This is a genomic window from Myxococcales bacterium (assembly GCA_016703425.1).
GTDB lineage: Bacteria > Myxococcota_A > Polyangia > Polyangiales > Polyangiaceae > JADJCA01.
The window spans coordinates 394824-419736 of record JADJCA010000013.1; the positions used below are offsets into that span (position 1 = coordinate 394824).

General features: G+C 68.1%; 21 protein-coding genes and 1 tRNA gene. 9 read left to right on the plus strand and 13 right to left on the minus strand.

All coding sequences use genetic code 11. The features are described 5' to 3' along the window. Positions 1 to 11: 11 nt before the first annotated feature. Positions 12 to 3686: a hypothetical protein gene (locus tag IPG50_26665; protein MBK6695764.1), complete on the minus strand. Its 3675-nt coding sequence runs from the start codon at positions 3684 to 3686 to the stop codon at positions 12 to 14. Between the two features lie 254 nt (positions 3687 to 3940). Here IPG50_26665 and IPG50_26670 point away from each other — a divergent pair, with 254 nt between their 5' ends. From IPG50_26670 to IPG50_26680, 3 genes are all read left to right on the plus strand, one after another. Then, a complete protein-coding gene (locus IPG50_26670) occupies positions 3941 to 5449 on the plus strand; it encodes a hypothetical protein (GenBank protein MBK6695765.1) in 1509 nt (502 codons plus the stop codon). A gap of 129 nt (positions 5450 to 5578) precedes the next feature. Then, entirely contained in the window at positions 5579 to 6505 is a 927-nt protein-coding gene (locus tag IPG50_26675; protein ID MBK6695766.1) for a hypothetical protein, read from the plus strand. A gap of 80 nt (positions 6506 to 6585) precedes the next feature. Further along, a complete protein-coding gene (locus tag IPG50_26680; GenBank protein ID MBK6695767.1) occupies positions 6586 to 7131 on the plus strand; it encodes a DUF1801 domain-containing protein in 546 nt (181 codons plus the stop codon). A gap of 21 nt (positions 7132 to 7152) precedes the next feature. Here IPG50_26680 and IPG50_26685 read toward each other — a convergent pair whose 3' ends face one another. From IPG50_26685 to IPG50_26695, 3 genes are all read right to left on the minus strand, one after another. Then, positions 7153 to 8226 (minus strand): hypothetical protein, encoded by a 1074-nt coding sequence (locus IPG50_26685; GenBank protein ID MBK6695768.1) that lies wholly within the window; start codon positions 8224 to 8226, stop codon positions 7153 to 7155. 164 nt (positions 8227 to 8390) lie between these two features. Then, the gene (locus tag IPG50_26690; GenBank protein ID MBK6695769.1) at positions 8391 to 9356 is read right to left on the minus strand and encodes a LemA family protein; all 966 of its coding nucleotides are present in this window, start codon (positions 9354 to 9356) and stop codon (positions 8391 to 8393) included. An 87-nt stretch (positions 9357 to 9443) separates the two neighbouring features. Next, a complete protein-coding gene (locus tag IPG50_26695; protein MBK6695770.1) occupies positions 9444 to 10247 on the minus strand; it encodes an alpha/beta hydrolase in 804 nt (267 codons plus the stop codon). A gap of 91 nt (positions 10248 to 10338) precedes the next feature. On the opposite strand from IPG50_26695, the gene IPG50_26700 reads away from it, so the two are divergent. Beyond that, positions 10339 to 10746: a hypothetical protein gene (locus tag IPG50_26700; protein MBK6695771.1), complete on the plus strand. Its 408-nt coding sequence runs from the start codon at positions 10339 to 10341 to the stop codon at positions 10744 to 10746. 34 nt (positions 10747 to 10780) lie between these two features. Here the strand turns inward: IPG50_26700 and IPG50_26705 are convergent, their stop codons facing one another. The 3 genes from IPG50_26705 to IPG50_26715 are packed head-to-tail and all read right to left on the minus strand — an operon-like array spanning position 10781 to position 13879. Next, positions 10781 to 11488, minus strand: a complete 708-nt coding sequence (locus tag IPG50_26705; GenBank protein ID MBK6695772.1) for an ABC transporter ATP-binding protein — start codon at positions 11486 to 11488, stop codon at positions 10781 to 10783. Continuing rightward, complete coding sequence (locus IPG50_26710; protein MBK6695773.1) at positions 11485 to 12726, minus strand: ABC transporter permease; 1242 nt, start codon at positions 12724 to 12726, stop codon at positions 11485 to 11487. Before IPG50_26710 ends, IPG50_26705 begins: the two co-directional genes overlap by 4 nt. Then, the gene (locus tag IPG50_26715; protein ID MBK6695774.1) at positions 12716 to 13879 is read right to left on the minus strand and encodes an efflux RND transporter periplasmic adaptor subunit; all 1164 of its coding nucleotides are present in this window, start codon (positions 13877 to 13879) and stop codon (positions 12716 to 12718) included. Before IPG50_26715 ends, IPG50_26710 begins: the two co-directional genes overlap by 11 nt. 673 nt (positions 13880 to 14552) lie before the next feature. Here IPG50_26715 and IPG50_26720 point away from each other — a divergent pair. Then, complete coding sequence (locus IPG50_26720; GenBank protein MBK6695775.1) at positions 14553 to 15272, plus strand: VIT family protein; 720 nt, start codon at positions 14553 to 14555, stop codon at positions 15270 to 15272. Positions 15273 to 15302: 30 nt separating this feature from the next. On the opposite strand, the gene IPG50_26725 is transcribed toward IPG50_26720, so the two are convergent. Both IPG50_26725 and IPG50_26730 read right to left on the minus strand, forming a co-directional pair. Further along, positions 15303 to 15779, minus strand: coding sequence for a VOC family protein (locus IPG50_26725; GenBank protein ID MBK6695776.1), 477 nt, complete (start codon positions 15777 to 15779; stop codon positions 15303 to 15305). Between the two features lie 80 nt (positions 15780 to 15859). Then, complete coding sequence (locus IPG50_26730) at positions 15860 to 16597, minus strand: hypothetical protein (GenBank protein ID MBK6695777.1); 738 nt, start codon at positions 16595 to 16597, stop codon at positions 15860 to 15862. 320 nt (positions 16598 to 16917) lie between these two features. Here IPG50_26730 and IPG50_26735 point away from each other — a divergent pair, with 320 nt between their 5' ends. Continuing rightward, complete coding sequence (locus IPG50_26735) at positions 16918 to 17193, plus strand: hypothetical protein (protein MBK6695778.1); 276 nt, start codon at positions 16918 to 16920, stop codon at positions 17191 to 17193. 876 nt (positions 17194 to 18069) lie between these two features. After that, on the plus strand, positions 18070 to 18486 hold the full coding sequence (locus IPG50_26740) for a hypothetical protein (GenBank protein MBK6695779.1): 417 nt from the start codon (positions 18070 to 18072) through the stop codon (positions 18484 to 18486). A 34-nt stretch (positions 18487 to 18520) separates the two neighbouring features. On the opposite strand, the gene IPG50_26745 is transcribed toward IPG50_26740, so the two are convergent. Further along, a complete protein-coding gene (locus tag IPG50_26745) occupies positions 18521 to 19393 on the minus strand; it encodes a hypothetical protein (protein ID MBK6695780.1) in 873 nt (290 codons plus the stop codon). 152 nt (positions 19394 to 19545) lie between these two features. Here IPG50_26745 and IPG50_26750 point away from each other — a divergent pair. After that, a tRNA-Met gene (locus IPG50_26750) sits at positions 19546 to 19621 on the plus strand. 1277 nt (positions 19622 to 20898) lie between these two features. On the opposite strand, the gene IPG50_26755 is transcribed toward IPG50_26750, so the two are convergent. Continuing rightward, the gene (locus IPG50_26755; protein ID MBK6695781.1) at positions 20899 to 21114 is read right to left on the minus strand and encodes a hypothetical protein; all 216 of its coding nucleotides are present in this window, start codon (positions 21112 to 21114) and stop codon (positions 20899 to 20901) included. Between the two features lie 468 nt (positions 21115 to 21582). Here IPG50_26755 and IPG50_26760 point away from each other — a divergent pair, with 468 nt between their 5' ends. Next, entirely contained in the window at positions 21583 to 21759 is a 177-nt protein-coding gene (locus IPG50_26760) for a hypothetical protein (protein ID MBK6695782.1), read from the plus strand. A 596-nt stretch (positions 21760 to 22355) separates the two neighbouring features. On the opposite strand, the gene IPG50_26765 is transcribed toward IPG50_26760, so the two are convergent. Both IPG50_26765 and IPG50_26770 read right to left on the minus strand, forming a co-directional pair. Next, the gene (locus IPG50_26765; GenBank protein ID MBK6695783.1) at positions 22356 to 22484 is read right to left on the minus strand and encodes a hypothetical protein; all 129 of its coding nucleotides are present in this window, start codon (positions 22482 to 22484) and stop codon (positions 22356 to 22358) included. A 21-nt stretch (positions 22485 to 22505) separates the two neighbouring features. Further along, positions 22506 to 22850 carry an aldo/keto reductase gene (locus IPG50_26770; protein MBK6695784.1) on the minus strand — a complete coding sequence of 115 codons (345 nt, stop codon included), beginning with the start codon at positions 22848 to 22850 and terminating at the stop codon, positions 22506 to 22508. Positions 22851 to 24913 lie beyond the last annotated feature (2063 nt).

Consider the following 24913-nt stretch of genomic DNA (forward strand, 5'->3'; position numbering starts at 1 on the left):
CCTGGCGCGCCTCAGGTCCGCAACGTCGCCAACGCGCGTTCGTAGGCGGGCGTGCCTTTCCACGCCTCGAGCCACTCGCGCGCCGTGCCCTCTTGCCAGCCGTATTTCGCTTCTTGTACGCGGAGCATGGGCTCGACGAGCGAGTCATCCGCAGGTAGCTCCGCCGCGTATCGAAGCGCGGGATCGCGGATGTCGCGGTGTGGATGGAGCAGCGCCTCGCGGGCCAGCGTGATGAGCTCCGACGACGGCCCGAGTTCGAGGAGCGCGCGAAGCGTCCACCTTAGCGCGTAGCCCACGTCGCGTGAGACCACGGCCGCTACCTCGCGCGGGATCGCGTCCACCTGAGCCTTGCCGAACGCGAGGAGACCCCCGCGGGCGGTCACGTCGCCAAGCTCACCGAGGCGCCGCGCGACGTTGGTGCGAAAGAACGCTCGCTCGTCGGCTAGCGCCACCAAGAGGCCCGGCACCCCCTCGCGCGCTTCGAGCGTGGCGACCGCGAGCCGGTCCATGCGTCGCGGTGCGGGCCCGTCGTCACCCAGGACCCGCGCGGCTTCCTCCGCCGCGTCGCGTACGCGCCGCTCGTCACGGAGCCGCAGCGCCGCGACGTGCTGCACGACGGCGCCATTCACAGCCGGGCTCACGGCCGCGAGGCGCAAGGCAAACGTGTGCTGCACGTCCGTCGTCTCGGCATCCCAACCTGGCACCGTCAGTCCCCTCGCGAGCGTGTCTGCGAAGCCTTCGGGCGCCGCCCCCAGTCGCTGCCGCACGCCGACCTGCAAGAGTTCGAGGTAGAAGACGTTGTAGCGCGGCTTCCAGTCGGTGACGGCCGCGACCATCTCCGCACGTGTTGTCGTGTCGGCCTTGGCTCCAAGCTCGCCCACGGCCCACAACATGAATGCCGCGGGCTTCCGCTCGAGTGAGGCCGAGGCCGAGAGGATCAGCTTCCAATCGGAGACCGAGCCCAGCGCCGCGAGCGCCATGGCGGCGAAGGAGTGCGCTTTCTTGTAGGAGGAGAGCGACTCGGTCACCATGCGACGCAAGACCGGAATGGCTGCGGCGTCACCGATGCGCCCCAGCGCCTCGGCGATGGCCGCGTTGAGATCGCCCATACTGATCGACGCGAGGAAGTCGTCCGAGGCCTTGGCCTCGCCGATCGCGATGAGGCGAGCGACCGCCTCGGCGTCGCGGGCTAGTCCGAGCAGTCGGGTCGCGGCCACACGTCGATGCTCGAAGCGCTCCGGCTCCTGGTCGAGCTCGCGCCGAAGCGGCGGCAGCAAGCGAGCATCGAAGCGGCCCCTGGCAACGAACGCCGTGAGGATCTCCGCCGCTTGAAGCGGCAACGCCGACGCGACGCGCACCGGTCCCTCCTTGGCTTCCGACGGGTCCCTATCGCGAAGGAACGCGCCAAGGAGCAGTGGCACGACGCGAGCGTCACCCACATCCTCGAGGGCCTCGAGCATGTGGGCCTTCTCGTGGCTGAGTGACAGGTTCTCCCGCGACCAGCCCGTGCCGACGATGAAGTCGAGGCCCGCGAAGGTCAGCGTGAGGGTCTCGTCGCGTCGCAGCACCTCCTCCACGGCCTCGTGGAGCGGCCCGTCGGTGAGCCCATCCCAAAGCAGCGCCGTCAGATCTTCTCCGGCGATGGCCTTGGCTTCGATGGCGGCGCGCATCTCAGCGCGGCGGGCAGCGAGGGCCGCTGCCTTGGCCTTGGCCTCCGCCTCGCGCGCTTCGGCGCGCGCCGGGTCGAGGTCGAGAGCGATAAAGCGGCGCCTCAAGTCATGAATGTCGGCGATGCTCCCGAGCTCCTTCCGTCCGTCCTCGAGGGCCGCAGCGAGGGCACCGGCGTCGCGGGCGAGGCGCGAGGGTGAGGCCTTCGCGATGGCGATGTAGTCGCGGAGGCGGGGCTTGTCGTCAAAGAAGAACGTGCGCCAAAGCGCGTAGAGGAGCGTCGGCACGAACTCCTGGGACGACTCTTTCCAGCGAGCGTGGAGCGCGTCATCGAGGACGGGATTCAAGTTCGGATGAAACAGGTTCTTCGTGTCGTCCACGGAGACCACGCCGTCGTTGCGCAGGAGGTAGATGATCCAGCGTGCGCGCGCTTCCCAGTAGCGGCTCTGCATCGTGGGATGCTCGTAGCCTTCGAGCTTCTCCTTCTTTCCGAGCACGGCTTCCACCGTCGACCGGAAGTGCCACGTCGGGTTGATGCCGCCGGCGAGCCCGTCGAGAGCACGCCTCGCGACCTTCGGAGACACCGCCTCATCTTGAATCGCCTGCGCCAGCGCGGAGAAGTAGACGAAGCGCGAGACGCTGGACGCAACGACGAGCGCGAGCGAGTGCTCCTCGTGGTCGAAGCAGTGGAGCGTGCGCGGCCCTGCGGGCGAGACCGAGATGTCGTCGCTGGCGCGCCGATCGTCGTAGATGGACGCGAGGTACGTGTCGCCGTTCCCTAGCGACCCCAGGCAGACGGTGCCCGAGAACGCCTCCGGGAGCCCCGTCCCGAGGTAGGCGCTCTGATCGCGACGGACCAAGAACTCGAAGAGGTTCTCGCCGTGGGGCGCTTCCGGCAGACGTTCGGTCTCCGGCCTCCACTCGTAGAGGCGCTCGTTGAACGCGCCAGCTTCCTCGAGGCGCAGGAACGCGCCAAGCTCGTCGGGGAGCGGCGTCCCCCAGCTCTGCTCGAAGCGCTCCGCCTCGCGCGCGGCCGCGCCCGTGGGCAACTTCAAGAGCTCGCTCGCAAGGAACGCGTCGGGAGCAACCGCCCAAAGCGCGTCACTGGCCCTCGGCTCGTCGGCGAGGGTATCGGGACGGGCGCTCCACGTCGTGTCGTCGGCTTCGTGAAGCCAAAGAAGCGCGCCGTCGTCGCCGCCAATGAGCGCGCCCGAGCCCGTGGGCCACAGGCTCCAAAGGTGCTCCGTCGCGTCGTTGTCGATGAGCTCGAAGGAGCGCCCGTCGTCACGCGAGACGAAAATTACGCCTTCGGCGCCGACCGCCGCGAGGCCGACGGGTGTGACGGCGATGGCCTCGAGATCGCAAGAGGTGTCGACCTTCACGGCCTCGAAGGCGCCCCCGGCGGAAGGGGCCCGAAGGACGAGCCCGCCGTCACCGGTCACCACGAGCGCGCCGGTGGGCGTGCGCACGATGGACGTGACGGGGTGCTCGGCTTTGAAAAGCGTCTTGGTGTCACCGCCGCAATGGGCGAGGAGGTGACCGTCGTGGCAGCGGACGTAGAGCACGTCGTCGATGACCGTGAGGCCAGAAATCCGCGAGGTCGTGCCGAGATCGACACGCTCGAAGGACTGCGCGTCGGAGGCCGAGCGGAGTACGAAGCCGTCGTCGCCCGCGACCCAGATGGCGCCCGACGCGTCCTGGGCGAGGCCGAAGAGGCAGCCGCGCGTTCCCGTCGGGATGACGCGCCACGTGGCGGCGCCGTCGAGCGACTCGGCGAGCATGCCGTATTCACCGACCACCAGAAGGCGCGACTCGCTCAGCCAGAGAAAGGCGCGGAGGCCCGGCGTGTTCGGCGTGGCGCGACGATAGAAGTGTCGCCCGTTGGTGGAGACAGCGAGCGTCGCGTTGTGGCGCGTACCGCCCACGGCCCAGAGTCGGTCACCAGCGAGATGCAGCTTCCCGAAGTATCCGAAGCGTTCCGAGGGCTCGCAGAGGAGCGTCGTCTGGAGCGTGCTCATGGCGACGTAGAGTAGCGAGACCCCAACGCTGTAGGGCGCCCGATTCTTGGGGTCACGATGGACGCCTGCAGCCTGCGATGCGGCGACCATCGGAGCCGTGATCTACGAGTCGTTTCGAAGCGCCCTCACTTCGCGCCTCTTGCTCGCCGCCGCAGCCTACGGAGGCCTCTGTGTTGCTTGCCGTAGAGACGCTTTGACCGGGTCACGCCGGGTGCGCGAGACCGCGCGCTCCGCGGCGAGGTAGCATCGGCCTGATGGCGCGGCGCCACGTCTACGTAACCCTGCTCGGCGCGGCCGTGACCTTCGCCGCGCTCGCGTGGGCCTGCCTCGAGCCCACGCAAATCACTGTGCGCCTCACGACGGACGTGCCATGCGCGGAGCTTCGCGGCACGTCGATCTACAACGGCACCGGGGCCGACGCGATTCCCGTCACGACCACAAACGACTGCCTAGAAGGTTCGCCCCACACCATCGGCACCCTCGTGCTCGCCCCCAGCGGAACGAGCAAAGACGACCTCGTGACCATCACCACCGTCGCTGGCGTCGACGTTCGCAGCGAAGAGTGCACCGCCGCGAATCAATGGAAAGGCTGCATCGTCGCGAGGCGCAAGCTGCGCTACGAGAAACACGAGCCGCTGGACCTTCCCATCTTCCTCGCGAGCGCCTGCCGCGACCGCGCTTGTGGCGACGACGAGACCTGCATCCCCTGCGCGAGGGAGCCCTGCGCCGCGGGGGCTCCGCCGGTGTGCGCGCCCGCCGAGTTCGTGGACCGCTGCGACCAACCGGGTGCAAACTGCAAGCAAGCCGTCGCGTCAGGCGCGTCAAGTGCGTCCGACGCAGGCTCGACGCTCGACGGGGCAAGCGACGCAACGGTCGTGTCGGACGCGGCCCCCAACGACGCGACCTCGGGCAACGACGCGAGTGTGGAGCTCGACGCGGGGCCCGTCGCGTTTCGCCTGTTGAGCCCGCAGGGCCCCGCCTTCGGGCTCGCTCACGCGGAAGGGCAACTCTACTGGACCAACACCAGCAGCCTTTGGGCGGCGGCATTCGGCGCGCTTCGGGTCAACGGCGACGCCGGAGCCACATTGACGACCCCCCCCTATTTCTCGGGCAACCTCCGCGGCGTTGACGTCGCCTCGGGAAGGCTCGCGCTCGCGCTCACGGGCTTGGGCACCACGTGCATCTACACCGCCCCGCTCGGGGCGACGGTTGCGGGCAGCACGCTCGACTGCGGCGGCCTCACGAACGCGACGGGGGTCGCTTGGTTCCCTACCGGGGCCCTTACCGGCGGCCTCTTAGCATCCAGCCAATTCAGGCGTTGGGAGCTCGACGGCGGCGGACGTCTCCTCCCTGCGAGCTGCCCACGCGACTCTTACCTTCGAACGGGACTCGCCGCGCTGCCCGATGCCAGCGTCCCCGTCGAGGTGGTGTACGGCGTCTCCAACACGGGCGTGATCATGGCTCACGACTTCGTGTCTTGGGACCCAACGAGTGGCGGCTGCACCGTAGTGACCCCGGGGCCGGGCGGCACCAGCCTCCGCGCTGTGGCCGTCACCCCAAGCGGCGTCCGCTACATCACCGCAAGAACGAGCGGCCAGGTCTTCACGCGAGCACTCCTCGCGCCAGCGTGGGTCTCCTTCGGAGGCGCCGGCGTCCCCGGCGCAGAGGACATCTTGGCCGTTCCAGCGGGCCCAGGCCGCGTGCACATCGTCGTCGCTGGCACGGCCGGCCTCTGGATCGCCGAAGACGTGGCCGATCCGTAAGTTCGTCGGCGCGCTTTGCCGCGGACGACGGCGACACCGCCTCGACGGGAACGGTGACCGGTCCATGGGCGACAGAAGGGCGTCCGTGGTTGGCTGCATCGCAGCGCTCGCGCCTTCGTCAAACGGCTCATGCAGCTTCGCTTTCCCTTCTTGGTCGCCCTGATGGGCCTCGCCCCGCAGGCCTCGGCGGCCGATGCCGCCAAACCGACAGTTGTGCACCTTGAGGGCCTTGTGGTCATGACGCCCTCGCCGACGCAGCCGCCGCCACCGGGCTTGCGTCTGAGAACGATGGTGCGACCCGCCGATCGGCTTTGGATAGGCGTCGATGTTCCGAAGCACGTACCGCTCGAGATCGGTGATCTCTCGCTCGAGCTCTTGGATCCGAAACCCGGCGGTGGATGGGTGGCGACGTACCGCGAGCGCTTCGAGCCTTGTTACGCGCGCGGCGCGAGCGCGAACTGCAAGGCGCTCGTGAAGCTCTTCGATGCGAACAAGCAGGAGGTTGCGTCGACTTCGCTCAACGAATTTCTCTCACGCGCGAGCCACCTCGAGGTGCAAGACGTGCGGTACGTGGAAGAGGGCGGCGCGGGCACGCTCTACTTCAACGAAGCGTGCCAGTCGTACTCGCGCGGGGCGGGAGGCAAGTGCTCGTCGCTCGTGGCGCTGGACCCGGTCGCGAAGAAGGTCTTGTGGCGCACCGAGCCGCTCGCCTCGAACAACGCATTCTTGGTCGTGGGCAAGTACATTGTTTCAGCCTACGGCTTCACCGGTGAGGCGGCGTCGATTCGCGTCGTGCGCCGACGCGACGGCAAGGTGATGGAGCGTCGCCCCCTTGCGAGCACGAACTACGAGATGGTCGCGGACGGCGACGCGCTCTCGGTTGAGATGTACCAGCGCGTGGGCCGCGCGAACTTCCGCATGCTGGGCTTCGACGGTGACGCCCCGAGGTTGGTCGCGCTCCCGACCACGCCTCCCGATCCTAACGAGAAGCCGAAGCCGTACGATCCGCCGCTCCAGACGAAGGGAGCTCGCAGTCTCTCGAGAGGCATCTTCTAGCCTCTGCCGTTGACTCGGGTCGCGAGCTGAGTAGGTTCCTCCCGGCCGAGCATGAGCGCTCGCGTGTTGGAGGAGCTGCGATGGCGCCCGGTGCAAAGAAGACCCGCAAGCTGGCGACGGCTCCGAAGCCCTCGTCGACGACCAAGGCAGCCCCGAGCGCGCGTGAGACGCCGCGGACCGGTGCACGCGTGGTGCAGGTCGCGGAGCCGGGCGCCTGGCGCGCCGAAACTATCGCGCGCATGCGAGCGCTCATCGTCGAGGCCGAGCCGGCGATGATCGAAGAGCGCAAGTGGCGCAAGGCATCGAACCAAATGGCCGGGGTGCCCGTCTGGTCGCATAACGGCATCGTGTGCACGGGAGAGACCTACGCGAAGGTGGTGAAGCTCACCTTCGCGCACGGCGCCAAGCTCCCCGACCCTTCGCGCCTGTTCAACGCGAGCCTCGAGGGTGGCACCCGCCGCGCCATCGACATCCGCGAGGGCGAGAAGCTCGACGCCGTCGCCTTCAAGAAGCTCATCAAGGCCGCCGTGGCGCACAACGGCGCCGGGAAGACGAAGCCCACCGCAAAGGCGCCCGCGGCGAAGCCGTCCACGGCAAAGGCGAGCCCGCCCAAGCGCAAGCCGTGACGGACTTGGGCAGGGGCCGCGCTACGTCCCGTTAAAGAACATCGGAACGACGAAGCTCTGTGGGCGCCCTTCCGCGGAACGCGGAAACGCGACCTCGCCAATGCTCGAAAGCGCGCAATCGGCGAGCTCCGCGGAGACGTCGTACTTCGCGTCGACCTTTCGTACGAGCCCGTCGGGGGCGACCGAAATCAGTAGCGTCAGGTTGCCCTTGAGGTGCCGGTCGCGCGCGAGCGCACGGCGATAGCAAGGGGCAACGCGCTCGCGACTAAGCGCCATGGCTGTGCGAAGCGTTGCTGCCTCTCCCTGGAGAAGCGGCACCGACGGCGACAGGACCTTCGCGGCCGGTCGATCGAGCGCAGCGCTCGGCGCCTCGCCGGCGCGGTGAATCCGACGCAACTCGACGCGTAACGGGAGACCGCAGTCCTCGGGCGGAGCGACATCCTGGCGGCGCGACTCGGCACAGCGACTCTCGACACCGCCGCTGTCGAGAAGCTCGCGCTCCGCGGCGCTCCCTGCGCTTGCCTTGGCGAACACGACGTCGGTCCCCGCGGCGACGCGCGCAGCGGAACGCGCCGCAACCTGAAATGCTCCGACCGAGAAGCTCGCAACAACGTGCGTAGCTGCGCCGCAGTCACCCTTGAGCGCCGCAGCGGCGCCGAGGCCGTCGGCCTGATATCGACCGACGACGTTGAGCGCTACGTTCAGCGAGGACGAGGCGTTGATGCTTCCTCCGATGCGCCCCATCAGCATCGGTAGCTCGATTCCCAACTCGTCGTCGCCGCGGAGCAGCGTGACCTCGCGCTGCCGCGACGTGGCGACGTACGAATAAGCATGCGGGGAGGCGCACCCGTCGACCACGCGCATGCGGCAACCTTCTACGCGAACGGCCACCACCCCTACCCGCGCCATGGCTTCGAGCTTCGAGCGATCGAGTGATGACCAATCAATGACCAGGCGCTCGCGCATCTCGGGCTCGTCGGTGCAGGCCTTGGGGACCGGCAGCGGCGGAGCGATGACGGCAGCTGGCGTTCGTCCACCGCCGCATGAGATCACCGCGCACAGGCCGAGTGGAACGCAGCTGAGCCACCTTTTCATGAGCCGCCTCCGCACGTTCGACACACGCCACGGCGAGCCCTTGGATCGAACCGCACATCTTGGTGCCTCCGTCGCACCGCCAACGGCGCCAGCGCGCACCGCGGCTTCGGTTCCGAGGAGAGTGCGACGAGTTGCCAGCGCCTCAGCGGCTCCGCGTGTGTGCCCTACTGCAGGCGCACTTCTGCGGGCGCGCCGTTGCCGTTCGGCCCGCGATCCTCGAGCGTCACGCCGTGGTCATCGATGGCGACGACGCGTGCGTGCGTGCCCGGGAGCACCGAGCCTTTGCTCACGACGATCTGGCGACCGTCGGGCCCCACGACCACCGCCTGGCGCGTGGCGCCCGCGGTCATGACGCCGCTTACCTTGAAGCGCTTCGCGAGGGGCAGCGGCGCGGTCGCTCCTGCGTCGCTCGTGGCAACCGTCAGCGTGGACCCTGCGTCGGCCGGCGACGCCACCACAAGAGCCTCTCCGTCGTTCGCGCCGGTGGGCGCAGGCTTCGCCTCCAGCGCTCCGCTCGCCATCGTCCCGAGCACGACGGCCTGCTGCGAAGCCGGCGGCGCTTGGTAGTACGCGGCCGGCCCAAAGCGCGTGAAGGCGCACACGACGCGCCCTTCGACGCTCCGCCGCCGCGCGTTGTAGTCGGCGACGGCCTTGTTGTACTTCAGGCGCTGGCCGAGGATGTTGTCCTCCGCGCGCTCGAGCGAGCGCATCAGGTCGCGGAAGCGACCGCTGGCCGCGAGCCTCGGGTAAGACTCGTACACCACGGCGGGAACACGACGGAGCGCGACCTCCGTGCGCTGGGCCGCCTCGATGCGCGCCTCCCGGGTGAGCGCGCCGGTGTAGCCCGCGCGGGCCTCGGCAACCTCGACGAACACCGCGTGCTCGTGTGCAGCGGAGGCCTTCGCCACCTCGACGAGGTTGGGGATCAGATCGTAGCGGCGCTGCAGCTGGGCCTCGACGCCGGCCCACTCCCGCGCGACGGCCTCGTTCAGCGCCACGAGCTCGTCATAGGTCGGCGACAGCCGCTTCGCGCCCGCGACGGAGCCCACGAGCAAGACGACGGCGCCGAGAACCAGCGCGATCTTGTGCCGGAGTTGGAGGCGGAAGCGCCATTCAGGCAAGCGCATCAAGGGGCGAGGCTAGCTTCTCTTCGCGGCTTGGATAGCCAATTCATGCGGGTTTATCTGCACGACTCCTGAAGGATCGCGAGTCCCGATTCAAGCGCCGCCACGGCCCGAGGCGATAGCCTCGAGCAGGCTCGCGTGGGCGCGCTGCAGCAGATCACCGTGCCGACCACCGGCGATGCGCAAGAGGCGCGCCCCGGGTATGGCAGCGACCAGACGCTCGCCCATGTGGAAGGGCACGATTTCGTCCGCATCGCCATGGATGACGAGGGTTGGAACCGCGATCGAACGCGCCTTGGAGAGCGTGTCGAAATGGTCCGCGACCAAAAGACCGGCAGGCAGGAACGGGACGACGTCCGTCACGAGATCAGGGATGGACGTGTAGGGCGTCACGAGCACCAGACGGCCGCCGCGCCCGCGCCTCGCCATCTCTGCTGCAACGCCAGTCCCGAGAGAGGTGCCCCAAAGCACGATGCTCGACGGTTCGATTCCGCGTGCGGCCAGCATGTCGAGGGCCGCTTCGGCGTCGGCGTAGAGACCTTGCTCCGTCGGAGCGGCGCCCTTGTCCTCCCCGTACCCGCGGTACTCCAAAAGGACCACGCCGAGGCCCCGCGCGGCGAGCTCGCGGGCGATGCCGGCCGTCTGCTGGGCCACTTCGCGGTTGTTGTGAAAGTGCACAACCAACGTGGCACCACGCTCGGCGTTGAGCTCCAGGACGCGAACCGGCACGCCATCACGTGCCGTGAGGTGATGTTCAACGAAGTCCGGCGCCACCGCCGTTGCTTCAACGTCTCGCGTTGGGAAGAGGCACCGGCGCGCGATAGCCCGACTCCCGACCCCAAGCGGCGGGAGCGCGGAGACGAGGAGCGCAGCGGCCATGAGCCAACGACGAGGCACGGCTTGAGCATGCCTCAGGGTGACCGAATCGCCAGGCGCAACTTGGGCGAGACTCAGAGAGCGGCGGACACGTTCTTGCAGGCGGTCTCGTATGTGGTCTGCCCTTGGCGTCGCTGTCGACCTCGTCCATGCACTCGCGATGGCTTCGTGGTTGCTCGGTCTTCCGCTCCTTTTCGTCCGGCGATGGCCTCGGGCCCGACTTTGGTACGCGCTCTACGCTGCTGCGTTCATTGTGCTCTCGCAAGCGTCGATGCTCCTCATGGGCGAGTGCTTTCTCACGAGCCTCACCCGCTGGTGTTGGGCGCACGGCCCGATGCACGCTGCATCCAACGACTGGTTCACGGTTCGCTTGGCGCGTGCCGTCTTTGGCATGGCCCCGTCTCGCCGCATCATCTCCTGGCTCTCCGAAGCGCTCGTCCTCGCCACGGCCGCCGGCGTCATCGTCTCGGTGGTTCGAGCGCGGAGGCGTACGCGCCCGCCTGTCTCCTTGACGGCGTAGGCTCGCCGGCAGCGGGCCCCATCGAGGACGTCTGCTAAGAACCAACGAGCCTGCCGTCCTCCATCGAGAGGACGCGATCACAGCGCCGCGCGATCGACTCGTCGTGGGTGCTGATGAGAAACGCCGTTCCCTCGTCCTTGGAAAGCTCGCGGAGGAGAGCCAAGACCTCGTCGGAGCTCTTGCGGTCCAAGTTCCCCGTGGGCTCGTCGGCCAAGATGAGGGCCGGCTTCATGATCAGCGCTCGGGCCACGGCCACGCGCTGCTTCTGACCACCGGACAGCTTGGAGGCCCGCAACGACATGCGGTGCGTGAGGCCAACCCGATCGAGCAGCTCCCGTGCGCGTGCGCCGAACTCCGCCTTGTGCCACGTGTGCGCGCCGTAGACCGGCATGAGCACGTTTTCGAGAGCCGTGAAGTCTACGAGGAGATGGTGGAACTGAAAGACGAACCCGAGGTGCCGATTCCGAACCTCCGACAGCGCCGCTTCACCAAGCCCAAGCGCACTAACGCCGGCGATGCGAAGGGAACCGCCGCTCGGCGTCAGCAGCGTTCCCGCGATGGAGAGGAACGTGCTCTTGCCGCTGCCGCTCGGTCCCACGAGGGCCACGAACTCGCCGCGCTCGACCTTCGCGGAGACGCCTCGAAGGACAAGCGTGGCGCCCTCCCCTTCACCAAAGGTCTTCACGATGTCGGTCGCTTCGAGGACGCTGCTGCCCTCCTCCGTCGTGCTCCGGTGCGTCATGATTGAATCGCCTCGAGGGGATCGATCCGGGACGCCGACCACGCCGGGACCACCGCCGCGAAGGCGCTGGCGGCCATGGCCAACAGGATCGCTCGAACGTACTCGCCCTGCGCGGGATCGATGGGAATCGACGGCGCCCCGTTTGCCTTCATGGAGCCGCGAAGAAGCGCTTCTGCAAAGCCGAAGCCCAGGGCCACGCCGACGAGCGCGCCGATGGTTCCGATGAAGAGGCCCTGCAAGACGAAGGTACGAAGGATGGCGCCGCGACCAATGCCGAAACTCCTCAAGATGCCGATGTCGGCACGCCGCCGCGAGACGGAGAGGAAGAGGGCGCTGGCGACGCCGATGGCGATGGTCAGCAGGCTGAACGCCTTGATCATGTTCGAGGTGCTGGCTTGAGCACGGAGCCCTTCTTGAAGACGCGTGTTGCGATCGAGCCAATTCGACGCCTTGAGCTTCGTCGCGCGCCCGAGGCGTTCCGCGAGCAGCGGTGCCTGCCACACGTCGTCGACCTTGAGCTCGATGATGGAGACCCCATCGGCGACGTCGAAGAGCTTCTTCGCGGACGTGAGTCCCATGTACACGACGCGTTCGTCGACGGCTTGAACGCCAAGCGTGAAGACACCACGGACAATCATGGCGGCCTCCGCGGCAACGGCGCCGGTCCGGGAGCTCGCCGTACGTGCGGCGCGCAGGCTGACGCGATCGCCCACGTCAACGCCGAGGTCCGCAGCAAGCCGGGACCCGACCACCACGTTCCCGACGCCAAGATCGAGCCGTCCGCGGATGATCGACGGCCCGATGGGCGCGATCGCGTCGGCGTTCTTCGCTTCGAGGCCCGTGACCGCCACGGCGACGTTTTTCTCGCCGCGTGCCAAGGTTCCGTTGCCAAACACTTCGGGCACGGCGGCGCGCACGCCGGGCGTCCGTGACGCCACTTCGAGCACGGAGCGATACGTGCGGATGGCCGGCTTGACGTCGTGTCCGGGCTGAATCGCGAACAGCGGGCGGCCCTTCGGTGACGCCATGAACGCGCGCGGAACGCGCAGCTCCGGCTCGAGAGTCACGTGGGCGACGTTGCCCGTGATGTCGTCGGTCAGCCGCACGCTCAGCCCGTTCATGAGCGCGGCGATGAAGGTGAACACGACGACGCCCACCGACACGCCGAACATGAGCAGTCCGCTCTGGAGTCGTGCCGAGACGAGGTAGCGGACGGCGAGCTTGACCTCAAAGACCATTGGACGCGCCTTTGGTCCGCACGCGAGCCCCGAGCTTGGCGCCCTTTGGGTCCACGAGCGTGAGCTCGCCCTCCTTGAGACCGGAACGCACGACGACGAACGGAGCGGGCCAATCGTCGACGGTGATGCCACGCCTCGCGACGACGCCATCGGTGACGACGAGCACGAACGAGGGGTCTCCACCGCCACCGCCGCCCACGGCCTCGCGAGGCACGGTGATCGCTGACGGGATCGTCTCGACGCTCACGTTTACGTCGACCGACATTCCCATCAGAACGTTCTTCGGTGCGCTTTCGTAGGCGAAGCGAACCGTCGCCGCGCCCGTTTGTGGATCGACGGCCTGCGCGACGTACGAGACGGTGGCCGCTAGTTTGGCGTCCTCGGTCCCGACTGGAAGGATCTCGGCTCGCATCCCGGGCCGCAGCAACCGGACGTAGCGCTCATCGACCTCGGCCGAGACCCGGGCCGAATCCAGGGTGGCGATCTCGAAGACCGCACTCTGGGCCCCCACCACCTGACCGAGCTCGCCGTCGCGGCGGATGATCGTTCCATCGAAGGGAGCGAGCAACACGAGCTGCGACCGGCCCTCCCGAAGCGCCGCCGACAGGCGGCGGACGTCGTCGGCGGCACGCGAGGCAAAGAGGCGCGCGGTCTCCAGCTCGGCGGGTGCGACGGAGCCGCTCGCCACGAGCGAGGTCGTGCGCGCTAGATCACGCTGGGCTTGCGCCAAGTCGTGCTGCCTCGAGGTCAGCGCGGCCTCCTGCTGAAGGACGTTCGATCTCGCCGACGTATCCGCGAGGCGCGCGAGGAGCTCCCCCTTCTTCACGCGGTCGCCTTCGTGTCGGACGATCTCGGTGATCCGGCCGGAGAACTGCGGGCTGACGACCACCGTTTGCACCGCCTCGACGCGCCCCGTGACGGCGAGCATCCGCGTGACGTCTGCCCGCTTTACCGCGAAGCTCATCACCTCTGGTGGCCGCCGAACGACACGGATCACTTGGACCGCTCCCACGGCTGCGACGGCAGCGAGCAAAGCCAGTACGAGCGCGCGGACGGCCCGCCGTCGCGTCGATGCCGTGATGGGCACTGTGTCCAACGCGACGTCCGGCGCGACCGTCGAGGTAGCCGGCCCAGGTAACGTGACTGCGCTCACGAGGACTCTCCGGAGACCCGAGTGGAATGGGCGACGACGCACCCGACGAGTTCGCCTCGCGCTGCCTTACGGTCGCAGGGTCTTCGACGGGTGCCAGAGCAGGATGTGTGCCGGAGCTCGCGGTACGGCGACGCCTCCCTCGACGAGACGCATGAGGGCGCGGTAAGCGGCCTCCGTGCGGCCTAGGAGGTTCGGCCCGCGTCGCGGGCGGGCGCAACGGACCTGTTCCGGGGCCCGCGTTCTCGTTGTGCAAAGCCGCGCGCGAGAAACCTTGCACGATGCGAATCGCGGCGCTCGTTTGGCGAGGGGGATTCGAGATGACACGCGCACGTCGAGGCCGCGTCGGCGACGGCACGCGCCGTGCACCAAGCGACCCAGCATGAACCCCAGCAACCGAAGCGAGTACATCACACGCGACCGGATCTTGAAGCTCCTCTCGGACGACGAGGTCGCTCGGGTCAGCACGGCGGAGACGGCAGCGCAGCTCGACGAGGGCGACGAGTACGTGGACCTCGAAGCGCCCGAGCGTGGCGTACGAAAGGCCCTCAAGACCTCCTCGACGCCCATGGGTCGCGTGCTTCCGCGCAAGGCCGTGCGCGACAAAACGTGGCAAGACATCGTCGTTCTCCTCCGACCGGCACGCCGAGGGCGCGCCCACGACGACGCACTGAGCATGGGCAGGGCGGCCGCGAGACCATGGGCGGCGGCGCCCGAGAGGCATCGAAGCGGGCGCGCCGGGTGGATTCGCGCTGCGGTGCTAGGCGCGGACGACGCGATCGTCTCCACGGCGAGCCTCATGATCGGCGTCGCCGCAGCTTCGGCCACGAAGGAGGCGGTCCTCGTGGCGGGTGTCGCCGGCCTCGTGGCCGGAGCCATGTCCATGGCTGTGGGTGAGTATGTCTCCGTCAGCTCGCAGCGCGACGCCGAACAGGCGGACGTCGAGCGAGAGAGCCGGGAGCTAGCCCAGCAGCCGAGAGCCGAGCTGAACGAGCTTGCGATGCTCTATGTGAAGCGCGGTCTCGACAAGGCGCTCGCGATGAAAGTCGCCGAGCAATTGAGCGCCCACGACACGCTCGGCGCTCACATGAAGGACGAGCTTGGCATTGACCAGAGCGCTCTGTCGCGTCCCATGCAAGCGGCGTGGATCTCTGCCGCATGCTTCGCGACCTTCGCCCTCGTTCCGATCGCGGCGTTGCTCGCGGCACCGATCCCGCTTCGAATCCCGCTCATCGCGCTCGCTTCGCTCATCAGTCTCGCGCTGCTCGGCGCCCTGGGCGGCCACCTGGGAGGAGCGCCGAGGCTCCGCGCGTCGCTCCGGGTCACCCTTGGAGGCGCCGCGGCCATGGCCGTCACGGCCGCCATCGGGCGCCTCCTCGGCGTATCCGTGGGGTGAAGGCTCTCGAAGATGAAGGCGCGGCCTGCGCTATCCGCGGCGGGCGGCGTCGATGGCGGCCACGTCGAGCTTCTTCATCGACATCATGGCCGTGAAGGCGCGCTTCGCCTCGGCGCCGCCGGCCGCAAGGGCCTCCATGAGGGTGCGCGGGGTGATTTGCCACGATAGGCCCCAGCGATCCTTGCACCAGCCACAGGCGCTTTCCTGGCCACCGTTCTCGACGATCGCGTTCCAATAGCGATCCGTTTCTTCCTGGCTGTCGGTGGAGACTTGGAAGGAGAACGCGTCGCTGTGTTTGACGCGGGGCCCGCCGTTGAGTCCGAGGGCAGGGGATCCCGGGACCGTGAACTCGACGGTGATGACATCGCCCTCCGTGCCGCTCGGGTAATCGCCCGGTGCCTTGTGGACCGCGGTCACGTCGCTGTTCGGGAAGGTCGCGGCGTAGAAGCGCGCTGCGTCGAGCGCGTCCTTGTCGAACCAGAGGCAGACGGTGTTCTTCGGCTTCATCGGGGTGCCCTCTCCTTCCCCGATTAGCGTGAAGCGTTCGCTGCCTGTAGCGAAATCCGACCGCGTGCGGCCGTGCCGTCTCAGCCGCCGTCGCCCGCGTCCGTCTGGCAGCTCGGGAGTGAACACACGCCGGCGCTGCACGTCAGGCGATTGCCGGTGCACATGCGATACGGCGGCGTGCACGGATCGCCGAGCTCGCCGCGCTTCACACACGCTTGGACCGACGGCCCGCCGTCGGCGGGGATGATGATGTCGCAAGTGGCCCCCACCTCACACTCGCGGTTCACGAGGCCGGCATCGGTGGCGTGCATGCCGCAGTTGTCGCCCGTTGCCTGGCGAGCGACACAGGTTCCGAGGGGGCCGGTCGGCCGCGCGCAGTAGAACGCCGCCGCACACTGCGCGGAGCGCTGGCAGGTCTCTCCGAGGGCGTGCACGGGTTGGCAGGTGCCCTGCACCGTGTTGGTGCAGAAGAAGCCATCGGCGCAGGGGCGGCTGTTGTTCGAGAGGCCGCACAGCGCGTCTTTCGTTCCGGGGCCCACGCACTCGCCGCCGGCGATGCCTGGGTCGCTCCGCAAGCAGGTGCGATCGCTCGCACACAAGGAGGCGGTCGCCGCGCCAACGGCGAAGAGGCACGGCCCCGAGGACGGCAGCGCGGTGCATTGTCCCTGCGAAGCGAGGGCGCCAGTTGCGGCGCAGGGCGTGTCCCGAGGGCACGCGGGGGCGCCAACGCCAGCGTCGGGCGTCGGACACGCGGCGCCCACGGCGAGCGTCGCTGGAACGTCGATGGGCACGCAGCCAACCGCTTGGGCGACGGGCACGTCTGGTTCTGTCCGCAGGTTTCACGGATTCCGGGGCAGCCGGCGTCGGGGCCGACGATGGCCGCGCAGCGCGCGCATTGCCCAGCCACGCCGTTCCCACAGCGGAGCGACGCGCACTGGCTCGCGAACTGACACGACTCGGTGGCGGCGCGCGCGCCGGCGGTTACGCACGGCGGCTCGATGCCCTGGAGCACTTCCGCGCACGACTGCTGCGCTCGCACTTGTGTGCATTGCGCAACTGTCGCCGGCGTCAGCGAGCTTCCCGCCGAGAAGAGGTAGTCGGGGCACAAGCTCGCCACGGCCTCGCAGTTGATGGGCCGTTGACCGCACTGCTCGCGGCGGAGGCACGCAGCCTTGACGTAGGCCTCGCAGACCTCTTTCGGCGAGAGCGGAGCGGCGCCGTCGGCAAGATCACCGCCGCGTCGTCGGGCGTGACGGGCGGAAGGCCGGTGGCGTCAGCCTCGGTCCCGGGCGTCACGGTGCCGCCTTCGCTCTCGAGCGATGCGCCTGCTTCCTGGTCCGCCGTCGTGGGGGAATCTTTGGAGCCAGCGCTCTCTTCGGACGAGCAGGCCCAGAGTCCTGCGCCAATGGCGTAGGCCGCGAGGCCAATGAGGAGAACGGGAGATACGGATGAGGAGCGCTTCATGGTGCGGATGGCCTTTGGCGAGACAGCGAGAAGGGAGGGTAGCCGATGCAGGGCCCGTGGTCTTTCGAGTGCAGGCAAAGACCTCCCCCCAAAAAGACCTCCTGCGAGGGGCCGCTCCCCGCGGGCTCCGGACTTGGTGAAGGTTGGCCGCGCAAATCAACTCGGCGAACGGCACCACGCGCTTACCCTCAGCCCTGTCGCGAGAGCGTCGGCTCCGCACCTCGAAGGAGCCTCCCCATGGCCGCCCGTCCCCGCGTCTACGACAAGCTCAAATGGCACGAGGACGGCGACACGAGCGCAGGCTTCTTCTTGGGCTGGGCCGCCAAACGCGATCTCCTGAGCGATGACATCGCACCGAAGGACGCGCGCGGCGCGAAGGCCGGCAAGATGAGCGGCCTGTCGCTCCTCGAGGTCTACGGCGGCTCGCTCGCGAGCGATTTGCTCTCGGACGAAGGCAACGCCTTCGCCGCCGTTCTCTACGCGAGCAAGGCCGGTCCGCTCCCGAAGACCGTGCGCGCGCTCGACGCAGCGTTCGCCGCGTGGCGTGCGCGCAAGACGCCACCGAAGAAGGGCAAGGCTATGGCCAAGCTCAGCTCGGAGGTCGAAGGACGTCTCGTTCGGCTGCGCGCCAAGGCCAAGAAGAAGCACGCCGTCGAGGTCGAGCACCTCCTCCCCTTCGCTCAACTCGGCGACAAGGCGGCGGCCGCCGCCCTAAGAGCCCTCGCGGACGAGCACCACTGGCCACGCGGCGGGCAGAGCGCTCGTTCGGCTTGGCACGTGGGTCGACGTCATCGCGCTCTATCTCGAGTCCGGCCTTGCGAGCCTCGTGCGTCAAGCCAAGGCAAGGAAGGTCGACGCCGACTTCGTGGTGTCCCTCCTCGAGGAGCTCGAGCCTTCGCCGGAGGTCGCGCGCGCTGGCGTCGAGCTCGCCGAGTGGGCCCGCAAAGGCAAGAACGCGTCGTTGGTCGGAAGCGCGCTCGATGTCGTTGGGACACACCTCGACGACGGCGACTTCGCGCCCGATGCCAAGCTCGCGAAGGCCGCTCGTTCGCTCGCGCACGAGCAGCTCGAGGGCAAGCTCCAGCCGATCGACGTCTTTCGTTGCTACAAGGTGCTCGGTGCCGTCGGCGACGCGTCGTCGCTCGAGCTCATGCTCTCGCGCCCGCCGCTCACGAACGAGTGGAAGGGAAGCGAGAAGGAGCCGCTCGCGGCGCTTAGGAAGCGGCTCGGCGCGAAACGATAGCTTCGCGGGAGCGAACGCCCGCGCTCAGCTCGGCTCAGAGGCAGCAGCAGCTCGCAAAGCCGAAGCCGAGGGCGCCGCCGCCAATGGTGTTGGTGCAGTTCGGCGTTGCCCATGAGCCGTCGCAGCGGACGTTGGAGCCCGAGTAGCCGCCCACGGTGCCGTCGACGCAGGTCGTGCTGCACGTCTTGCCTTTGGCGGCGCAGATCTCGTTGCACGTGGCGGTCGGCGACGCGGGCGCGCAGGCCGCGAGCGGCTTCGCGCAGGTGCCTTCGAGGCAGAAGGTCCGAGCCTGAAGGCCAGCCTGGTTCATCGGACACGCGTTGCCACACGTGCCGCAGTGCTCGCGGCTCTTGTCGGTGTCGGTGCACTTGCCGTCGCACGCGGCGAGGTCCGAGCACGTGAGCGTGACGGTGAAGGATTGGATCGTCTTTCGGCCAGCGCCATCAAAGAACTGCGCGCGCAAGGCGCGGCTCTCCGTCGCTTGCGCGGCGAACTGAATCTTCTTGGCGGCGTGGAGCGCTTTCCACGAGACGCTCGCCTCGAGGCTCGAGGCGCTCGCGGTCTTAAAGGAGGCGACGGTGGCGCCGCTGCTCTCCTCGAGGAGGACACCGCCGGCGATGGCGCCCTTGCCGGTGCGCGTCTCGAAGACCGCGCTGATCACGATCGCGTCGCCCTCGGTCATGGAGGTCGCGCTCGCGCCGAAGCTGACGATGGCCGGGCCGCCGGGATCGCTCACGGCCGCGGGGCCGGGAGGTCGACCCGGTCCGGTTTCCGTCGCGCCGGCCTCGCCAACGGCAGAGGGGCCGCCGAAGCCGCCATCGGACAGAAAGCCCCCTCCCCCGCCGCCACCGGAGCAGGCGACGAGCGTGAAGACCGCGAGGAGCATCGAGAGGCGGAGCGGACTCACCGGCGTTTTGTACGGAAGTTTAGGGACGGACCTCCCCCCGCGCGGCGCTCGACCTAGTCAAGCGCGATGCGACGTCGCGACGCTCAGCCATCGAATCGACTTCACGATGCGCGAACCCTTTGACGTCGGTCGTAAAACCCGTACGTTGCGTCCGCGCGGTGGAGCAGCCTGGTAGCTCGTCAGGCTCATAACCTGAAGGTCGTAGGTTCAAACCTGCCCGCGCAACCATTGCGAATGGCCCGACACCCCCGCAGAACGAGGTCGAACCATCGCCATTTGGGCAGGCTTCTGTCATTTCTGCACTCGTCCTCTTCGCCCGGCCTCGCAGAGCCTCGGCCGGCTACGAGGACTCGTGCAGAAAAGGGGCAAATCCTGCCCGCGCAACCATCACTGGAGCACGAGTCCAGATTCGCGTGGGGCCTCGCTTCGGGGGGCCTTCGTCGTTTGTGCAGGCCGAGGATCCGAGCGGGTAGAACTGCCCCTCCGCGCTCGCAGAGCGTCGGCCGGCTACGAGGACCTCCGGGAAGTCGAATCGGGTCTGCAACATGAGGCTAGCCCGACATCCAGGTTCCCCCGCCAGCCACCGCTGCTCGAGGCTGCGTCCGAGAGCGGCCGCCTCGAGCGGGGCCAGGCGAAGGACGCCACCGCGTCCACGACTTCGCCGAGCGCACGGTGGTCGTGGTTGCGCCGGACTTACGGAAGGAACGCCGTCCACTGCGTCTGCTTTGTCGGGTCGACCACAAACGCGGGCGTCAAGCAACGGGCCGGCTCTCGGGGAGCCGGGGTACCTCGGCGCTCGAACGTGGCTCGGAAGGCGCGCACCAGCAAAGGCGCCATCGAACGGGTACATTCCCCGCCAACACCATGACGTCGAAGAAGTCCTTCCCGTGCGGCTGTTCGCCATGCCGAGCTGCACCATCCCTTCGACTTTCTCTGCGATCACGGTCTCCTTCGGGTACGCGCGAACGCGGCGCAGGGAAGTCGAGCAAGGAGGAAACGCGACGAGCTCGGCGTTCCGGCGTAACGGCGTCGCCAAAGCCAACGTCGACTTTGGAGGCGGAGCTTCGCGTTCCCAATGCGCGCCCCTCGAGTTCGACGCACGCCGCCGTACTCCTGGTCTTGACGGATGGGGCCTGGAGGGACGCGGAGTCGAAGAACGCTCGGCATTTTGCATCGTCTACCGGCATGCGGATCCGTCGGCGAAGACCTGCCTCTGCTGCGGCTCTCGGCAGGATCTCCGGAAGCCGAGCAGACTAGGTCTCGCGCGCGTGGCACGGGTGGGCGCGGCCCGTCCAAGGCCGTGAAGAGCGCGGCGCCTTTCAGGCAAAGGGCACTTTGCTCTGCGTGCAGCTGAGCGAGAGTCGGTGCTAGCAGGCGCTCGTTGGCGTAACGAGGAAGAGCTGGTGGTCTCCTTTTCGCTCCTTCGAGAGCTTGGCAGGCGAGCCCGCACCGATGCGCTGACATTGGCGGGTTTGGTCATGCGAGCGCCTCCACGGGGCACGTAATCACTTTGCCACGCGATCCAGCTTTCCTTTGCCCTCGAGCAGCGCGTCGAGGGAGTAGTCCCTTTCCGCAGCCCCCGCGCTGGCGCGGCGAGCGACGTAGTCGCGCAGTGCCGCAACGGCCGCATCGAGACCTACGGCTGGCGACGGTACCGGAAGCAATCGGCCACGGTCTTCGCGGGCGTCGTGATGCCGAACGCGCACGCCCTCGATGATCATCTCCTGCCCGTGCTCACGAGGCGGGCCCCTTGGCTTATACGAAGCTCTGCGGCGGGAGTGTCGAGCGAAGAGGCTTCCGGGCGCGCGTGTCGATCATGAGCCACACGGCGGTAGGCGCTTCGGTCGTGAGCCGTGAACCTGAAGCGCTGAGAGCAGACAGATGGTTCCGTGAGGCACCCGCGCGCTGCGACCTCGGCGAACTGTGGGTCTCGGTGGTTGCTGCGCTTGCGAGCCGGTAGCCCCGGCCCGCCTGCTCGAAGCACCCCTTGTCGACCAACCGCGCAAGGTAGGCGCGCGGAATATCAGCCGCGTCCGGGTCCCTCGCGCGAAGAGGGCCTTCTCCGGCAAGACGCAGGGCTTCGAGATTTTGGAGGTGCTGGTGGATCTGCACAACGTTGTGTTTTACATTTCGCACGCGCGTTACGTATCAGTCAAAAGCCGCGCGCCCTGACGTGCGCGCAATCTGAGGTGGAGCTCCTGCGGCGTCACCTCCTCATTCTTCGACATCGGCACGACGGGCAAGTACGAGTCCCCCTCGGCGCCGCGGGCAGCGACGCAGCGATGAAGACCCAAGCGAACTACGCAGGCTGGGACTTCACGACGGTCTGGCAAATGGGCGGACGCGGCTACCGCGTACTGCCGTGAGGCCACCCAATCGAGGTCAAGAACCTCTTCCCCGCCCTCGAAGCCCCCCTCGTCACCCCACGGGCGGCGCCTCGCGACCGAGCGAGCTGGTCATTGACTCGGGATAGCGGAGGCCAGCGGCGCAGCCGATCAGGAACGCGGCGTCGGCGGCGCAGCCGTATCGGCTTCGTTGAGCGTGACGCGGAGCACCTCGAGGTTACGCTCGACGTTCTCCAGGCGTCCCATTCCTACGAGCGGAACGAGATCGTCAGCCTTGCGCACGGGATCAAGCCGAGCGCGACGGACGAGACCGCGACGCCAGCTTTCTTCCGCGGCCATCTCTTCCGAGGGGCTGCAGGCGTGCGAAACGTTCGCCGCGAGGTTCGCGCCCTGGAACCGCGGAACCTGACTGCGCGCGCCAATCGTCGGGCTGCAGATCCGCGGGCGTGCCGGATCTTGCCGGTGAGAAGGCCGCGGTGGAGCGGTGAATACGCGACGAAGGTGATGCCGAGGGAGCGCGTGACAGGAAGGAGATCGAGCTCCGGATCGGCGCTGCGAGAGCGAGTATTCGGTCTGGAGCGCGGCGATCAGGTAGGTCGCGTGCGCGCGGCGGATGGTCATGGGTCCCGCCTCCGAGAGGAGCCGATGGCACGGACCTTCCACGCCACCGGCATCTCCGCCATGGCGCCGACCGACTCCTCGATGAGCACGTCGGGATCCACGCGGTGCGGGTGGTAGAGGTCGATGTGGTCGAGACCGAGGGTGTTTCAAGCTGCCGAGTCCGACGGCCTTGCAAATGCGGGAAGGCTTCCCTTGCTGGCCTTCGTGGCGACCACAGCCCGGTCGCGTCGATCGCGGACGTTTGGCGCGGCCGACGAGACCTCGCTCTTTCCGTTGCCGTAGACTTCCGCGGTGTCGATGAGCGTGATACCACGCCTCGAGCGCGCGGTGGATGGCGAGGACGCCTGCCTCGCGTCGTCGCGGGTGTCCGTACCAGCCAGCGAACGCCATGGCGCCGAGGCCACGATCGCGCCAACGCGCACCTCACCCTGGCCCAGCTTTTGCGAGGTGTCGATCGGGTGCGCTCCAATGCGCCCATCGACCGTCCACACCGGGCGAGGGCGGGAGCTTCTGCTTCTACGATGGGTGAGCGCGCGCGTGCACCTGGAGGCTAAGAACCGCATCGTGTAAGGTGTCGTCATTGCCCGAGTCAGCTTCAATTCGCATCAGCACCTCGAACGGTGAGTACGTGATCATTGCAACCGGGTCCGGCGCGATTTCCCGAGGCATAGAGCATGCAGACGACGTCATCGACATAACCACCGGCCTTCTCGCGATCCTCGCCGCCCTGTCGGTCTCGAAGAACTCTTCCTCATCTACGAGTCGCGACGCGAGTTTCCCACCCTCGCCTGCCGTTCTTATTCACCCCTACCCGTCACGACGGAGGCCTACGCACGGCAGATCGCGAACGACTGGAACTTCAAGAGCGGAACCTTGGCCGGCTTTGTGACCCGCTTTCCCGTCGACGACGCGCGTACGCCTCTGAGTTCTCGCGTCGCGTCATTAGGGCTCCAGGACCTGAAGAGTTATGGGTGCCGGCGGAGGTTGGCCGGATGCAACGACCACATCCCCGCGCCGTCGAGGTCGTGGCGATTTCGCCGGCGACGGCTACCGAGGCCAGTTGGCTGAGAACTCCAGCGCCGAAGCCAAAGACGCCACGGCACAACTCGTGACCCTCGCAGGCGCGCTCTCGCCCGCAACAGGTTCGACGTCGTTTGCGAGATGGCAGCGAATTACTGCGGCGATCTTCCTCAACTACGTCTTCTGGCGGCAGCACGACGCTACCGACCAGGGCGCCGACGAAAGCGCTCGCGACGAGCTTCTGCTCGGCCTGGAAACGCTGGGGCCGCAGGAGCGCGCGTCGCTCGAGCTGGGGGCTCGCACGAGAGTGATCGGCGGCAGGGCCGGGGCTGCTCGCCATCGGCCACCACCGCTCGACGTACGATCATCGCGGCGGCGAGCGCTGTACGCTCTCCCGGCGTCGCGCTATTATCACACCGCGTCCGGTGCGCTACGACCAGCGGGATGAGAATGGAGCGCCCGTTCGACACTGGTGGCGATCTCCGACGCTGATCGCCGCCGTCGGCGTCAGCACCTGCAACGGCAAGGCCAGGGGCCCGCGCCATCCAGCGCCCTCGACGCGTCGCTTGGCGACGTCTCGGCACCTCAGCTTGACGGCGGCGGCGCGAGCCGGGAAGCCTCGCTCGTCGACAGCGCCGTTCCGGCAGGCGGGCGCCAGGGATGCCAGCGTCGTCGGCGCCGACGCAAACGCTACCAACCCAGCGGTGCCGACTCGGCTTCGCTCGATGGGGCGTCGATTCCGGTCCGCTCCTTGACGTGCCGGCTGCCCGGTCTTCGCGGGCCCCGCCCGCCCCGGCATGACGCAGGCTTTCCGACGCGACAGGACTCGCACTCTGGCTCCGCCCGATCGCGGCGTGGCGACCGTAGACGGTGGCGCCGTTTGCCGTTGGGACGACATGAGCGGCAGCAGCCGTTCGTTTCGACCCCGGCGCAGCGCAAGCCCCGTCTTCTCACCGACGGGCATTCGCAACTTGCCCGCCGTGTCGTTTGTCGGCAATCAGCCGCTCGTGCGCGGAGACCTGCTGAAACTCGCGCGCCCCACGTCAGCTTGAACCTTCGCGATCTTCCAAGCCGTCGCCGAGACGACCCGCGGATTTCGTTCTGCAAAGACAGCTTCGCCCCGAACGGCGTCTACTTCGGCATTGACCGGTTTGCTTTTCAAACGGTTGGCGGTCGCGAAGAAGGCGTTTACATCGCCGGCAGCAGCATTGCGACTCCAGCATCTTCACGTCAGGCCAGCCCCGGTCGCACATCTATTCGATCGGCGGCATGGTGCCCGACGGTGCTTCCAGCGTCTCTACCGCAGTCGCCCGCTTGCATCGCCACGCTCACGCGCGCACGCCCAACGGTACCGGAAGCTCGAAGGTTTGGGACTTCGGCAGGGCGCCCCGCACGGGCATGGGCTTCCGCCGACCGGACCTTCACCGGGCAACGCCATCGGCGAGGAAGTCTTGATCTTCGATCGCGAACTCGACCCCAGCGAGCGCGCACCGCGGTGCATCGTGCTTCCAGTGGCTTCCCTCCCTGAACATCC

What these genes read in the sequence shown, in the direction of transcription:
- IPG50_26685 (MBK6695768.1), bottom strand. Translation starts at nt 8,226, where the DNA reads ATGAAAAGGTGGCTCAGCTGCGTTCCACTCGGCCTGTGCGCGGTGATC.
- IPG50_26725 (MBK6695776.1), bottom strand. Translation starts at nt 15,779, where the DNA reads ATGAAGCCGAAGAACACCGTCTGCCTCTGGTTCGACAAGGACGCGCTC.
- IPG50_26665 (MBK6695764.1), bottom strand. Translation starts at nt 3,686, where the DNA reads ATGAGCACGCTCCAGACGACGCTCCTCTGCGAGCCCTCGGAACGCTTC.
- IPG50_26720 (MBK6695775.1), top strand. Translation starts at nt 14,553, where the DNA reads ATGGGCAGGGCGGCCGCGAGACCATGGGCGGCGGCGCCCGAGAGGCAT.
- IPG50_26705 (MBK6695772.1), bottom strand. Translation starts at nt 11,488, where the DNA reads ATGACGCACCGGAGCACGACGGAGGAGGGCAGCAGCGTCCTCGAAGCG.
- IPG50_26675 (MBK6695766.1), top strand. Translation starts at nt 5,579, where the DNA reads ATGCAGCTTCGCTTTCCCTTCTTGGTCGCCCTGATGGGCCTCGCCCCG.
- IPG50_26680 (MBK6695767.1), top strand. Translation starts at nt 6,586, where the DNA reads ATGGCGCCCGGTGCAAAGAAGACCCGCAAGCTGGCGACGGCTCCGAAG.
- IPG50_26710 (MBK6695773.1), bottom strand. Translation starts at nt 12,726, where the DNA reads ATGGTCTTTGAGGTCAAGCTCGCCGTCCGCTACCTCGTCTCGGCACGA.
- IPG50_26670 (MBK6695765.1), top strand. Translation starts at nt 3,941, where the DNA reads ATGGCGCGGCGCCACGTCTACGTAACCCTGCTCGGCGCGGCCGTGACC.
- IPG50_26700 (MBK6695771.1), top strand. Translation starts at nt 10,339, where the DNA reads ATGTGGTCTGCCCTTGGCGTCGCTGTCGACCTCGTCCATGCACTCGCG.
- IPG50_26755 (MBK6695781.1), bottom strand. Translation starts at nt 21,114, where the DNA reads ATGATCATCGAGGGCGTGCGCGTTCGGCATCACGACGCCCGCGAAGAC.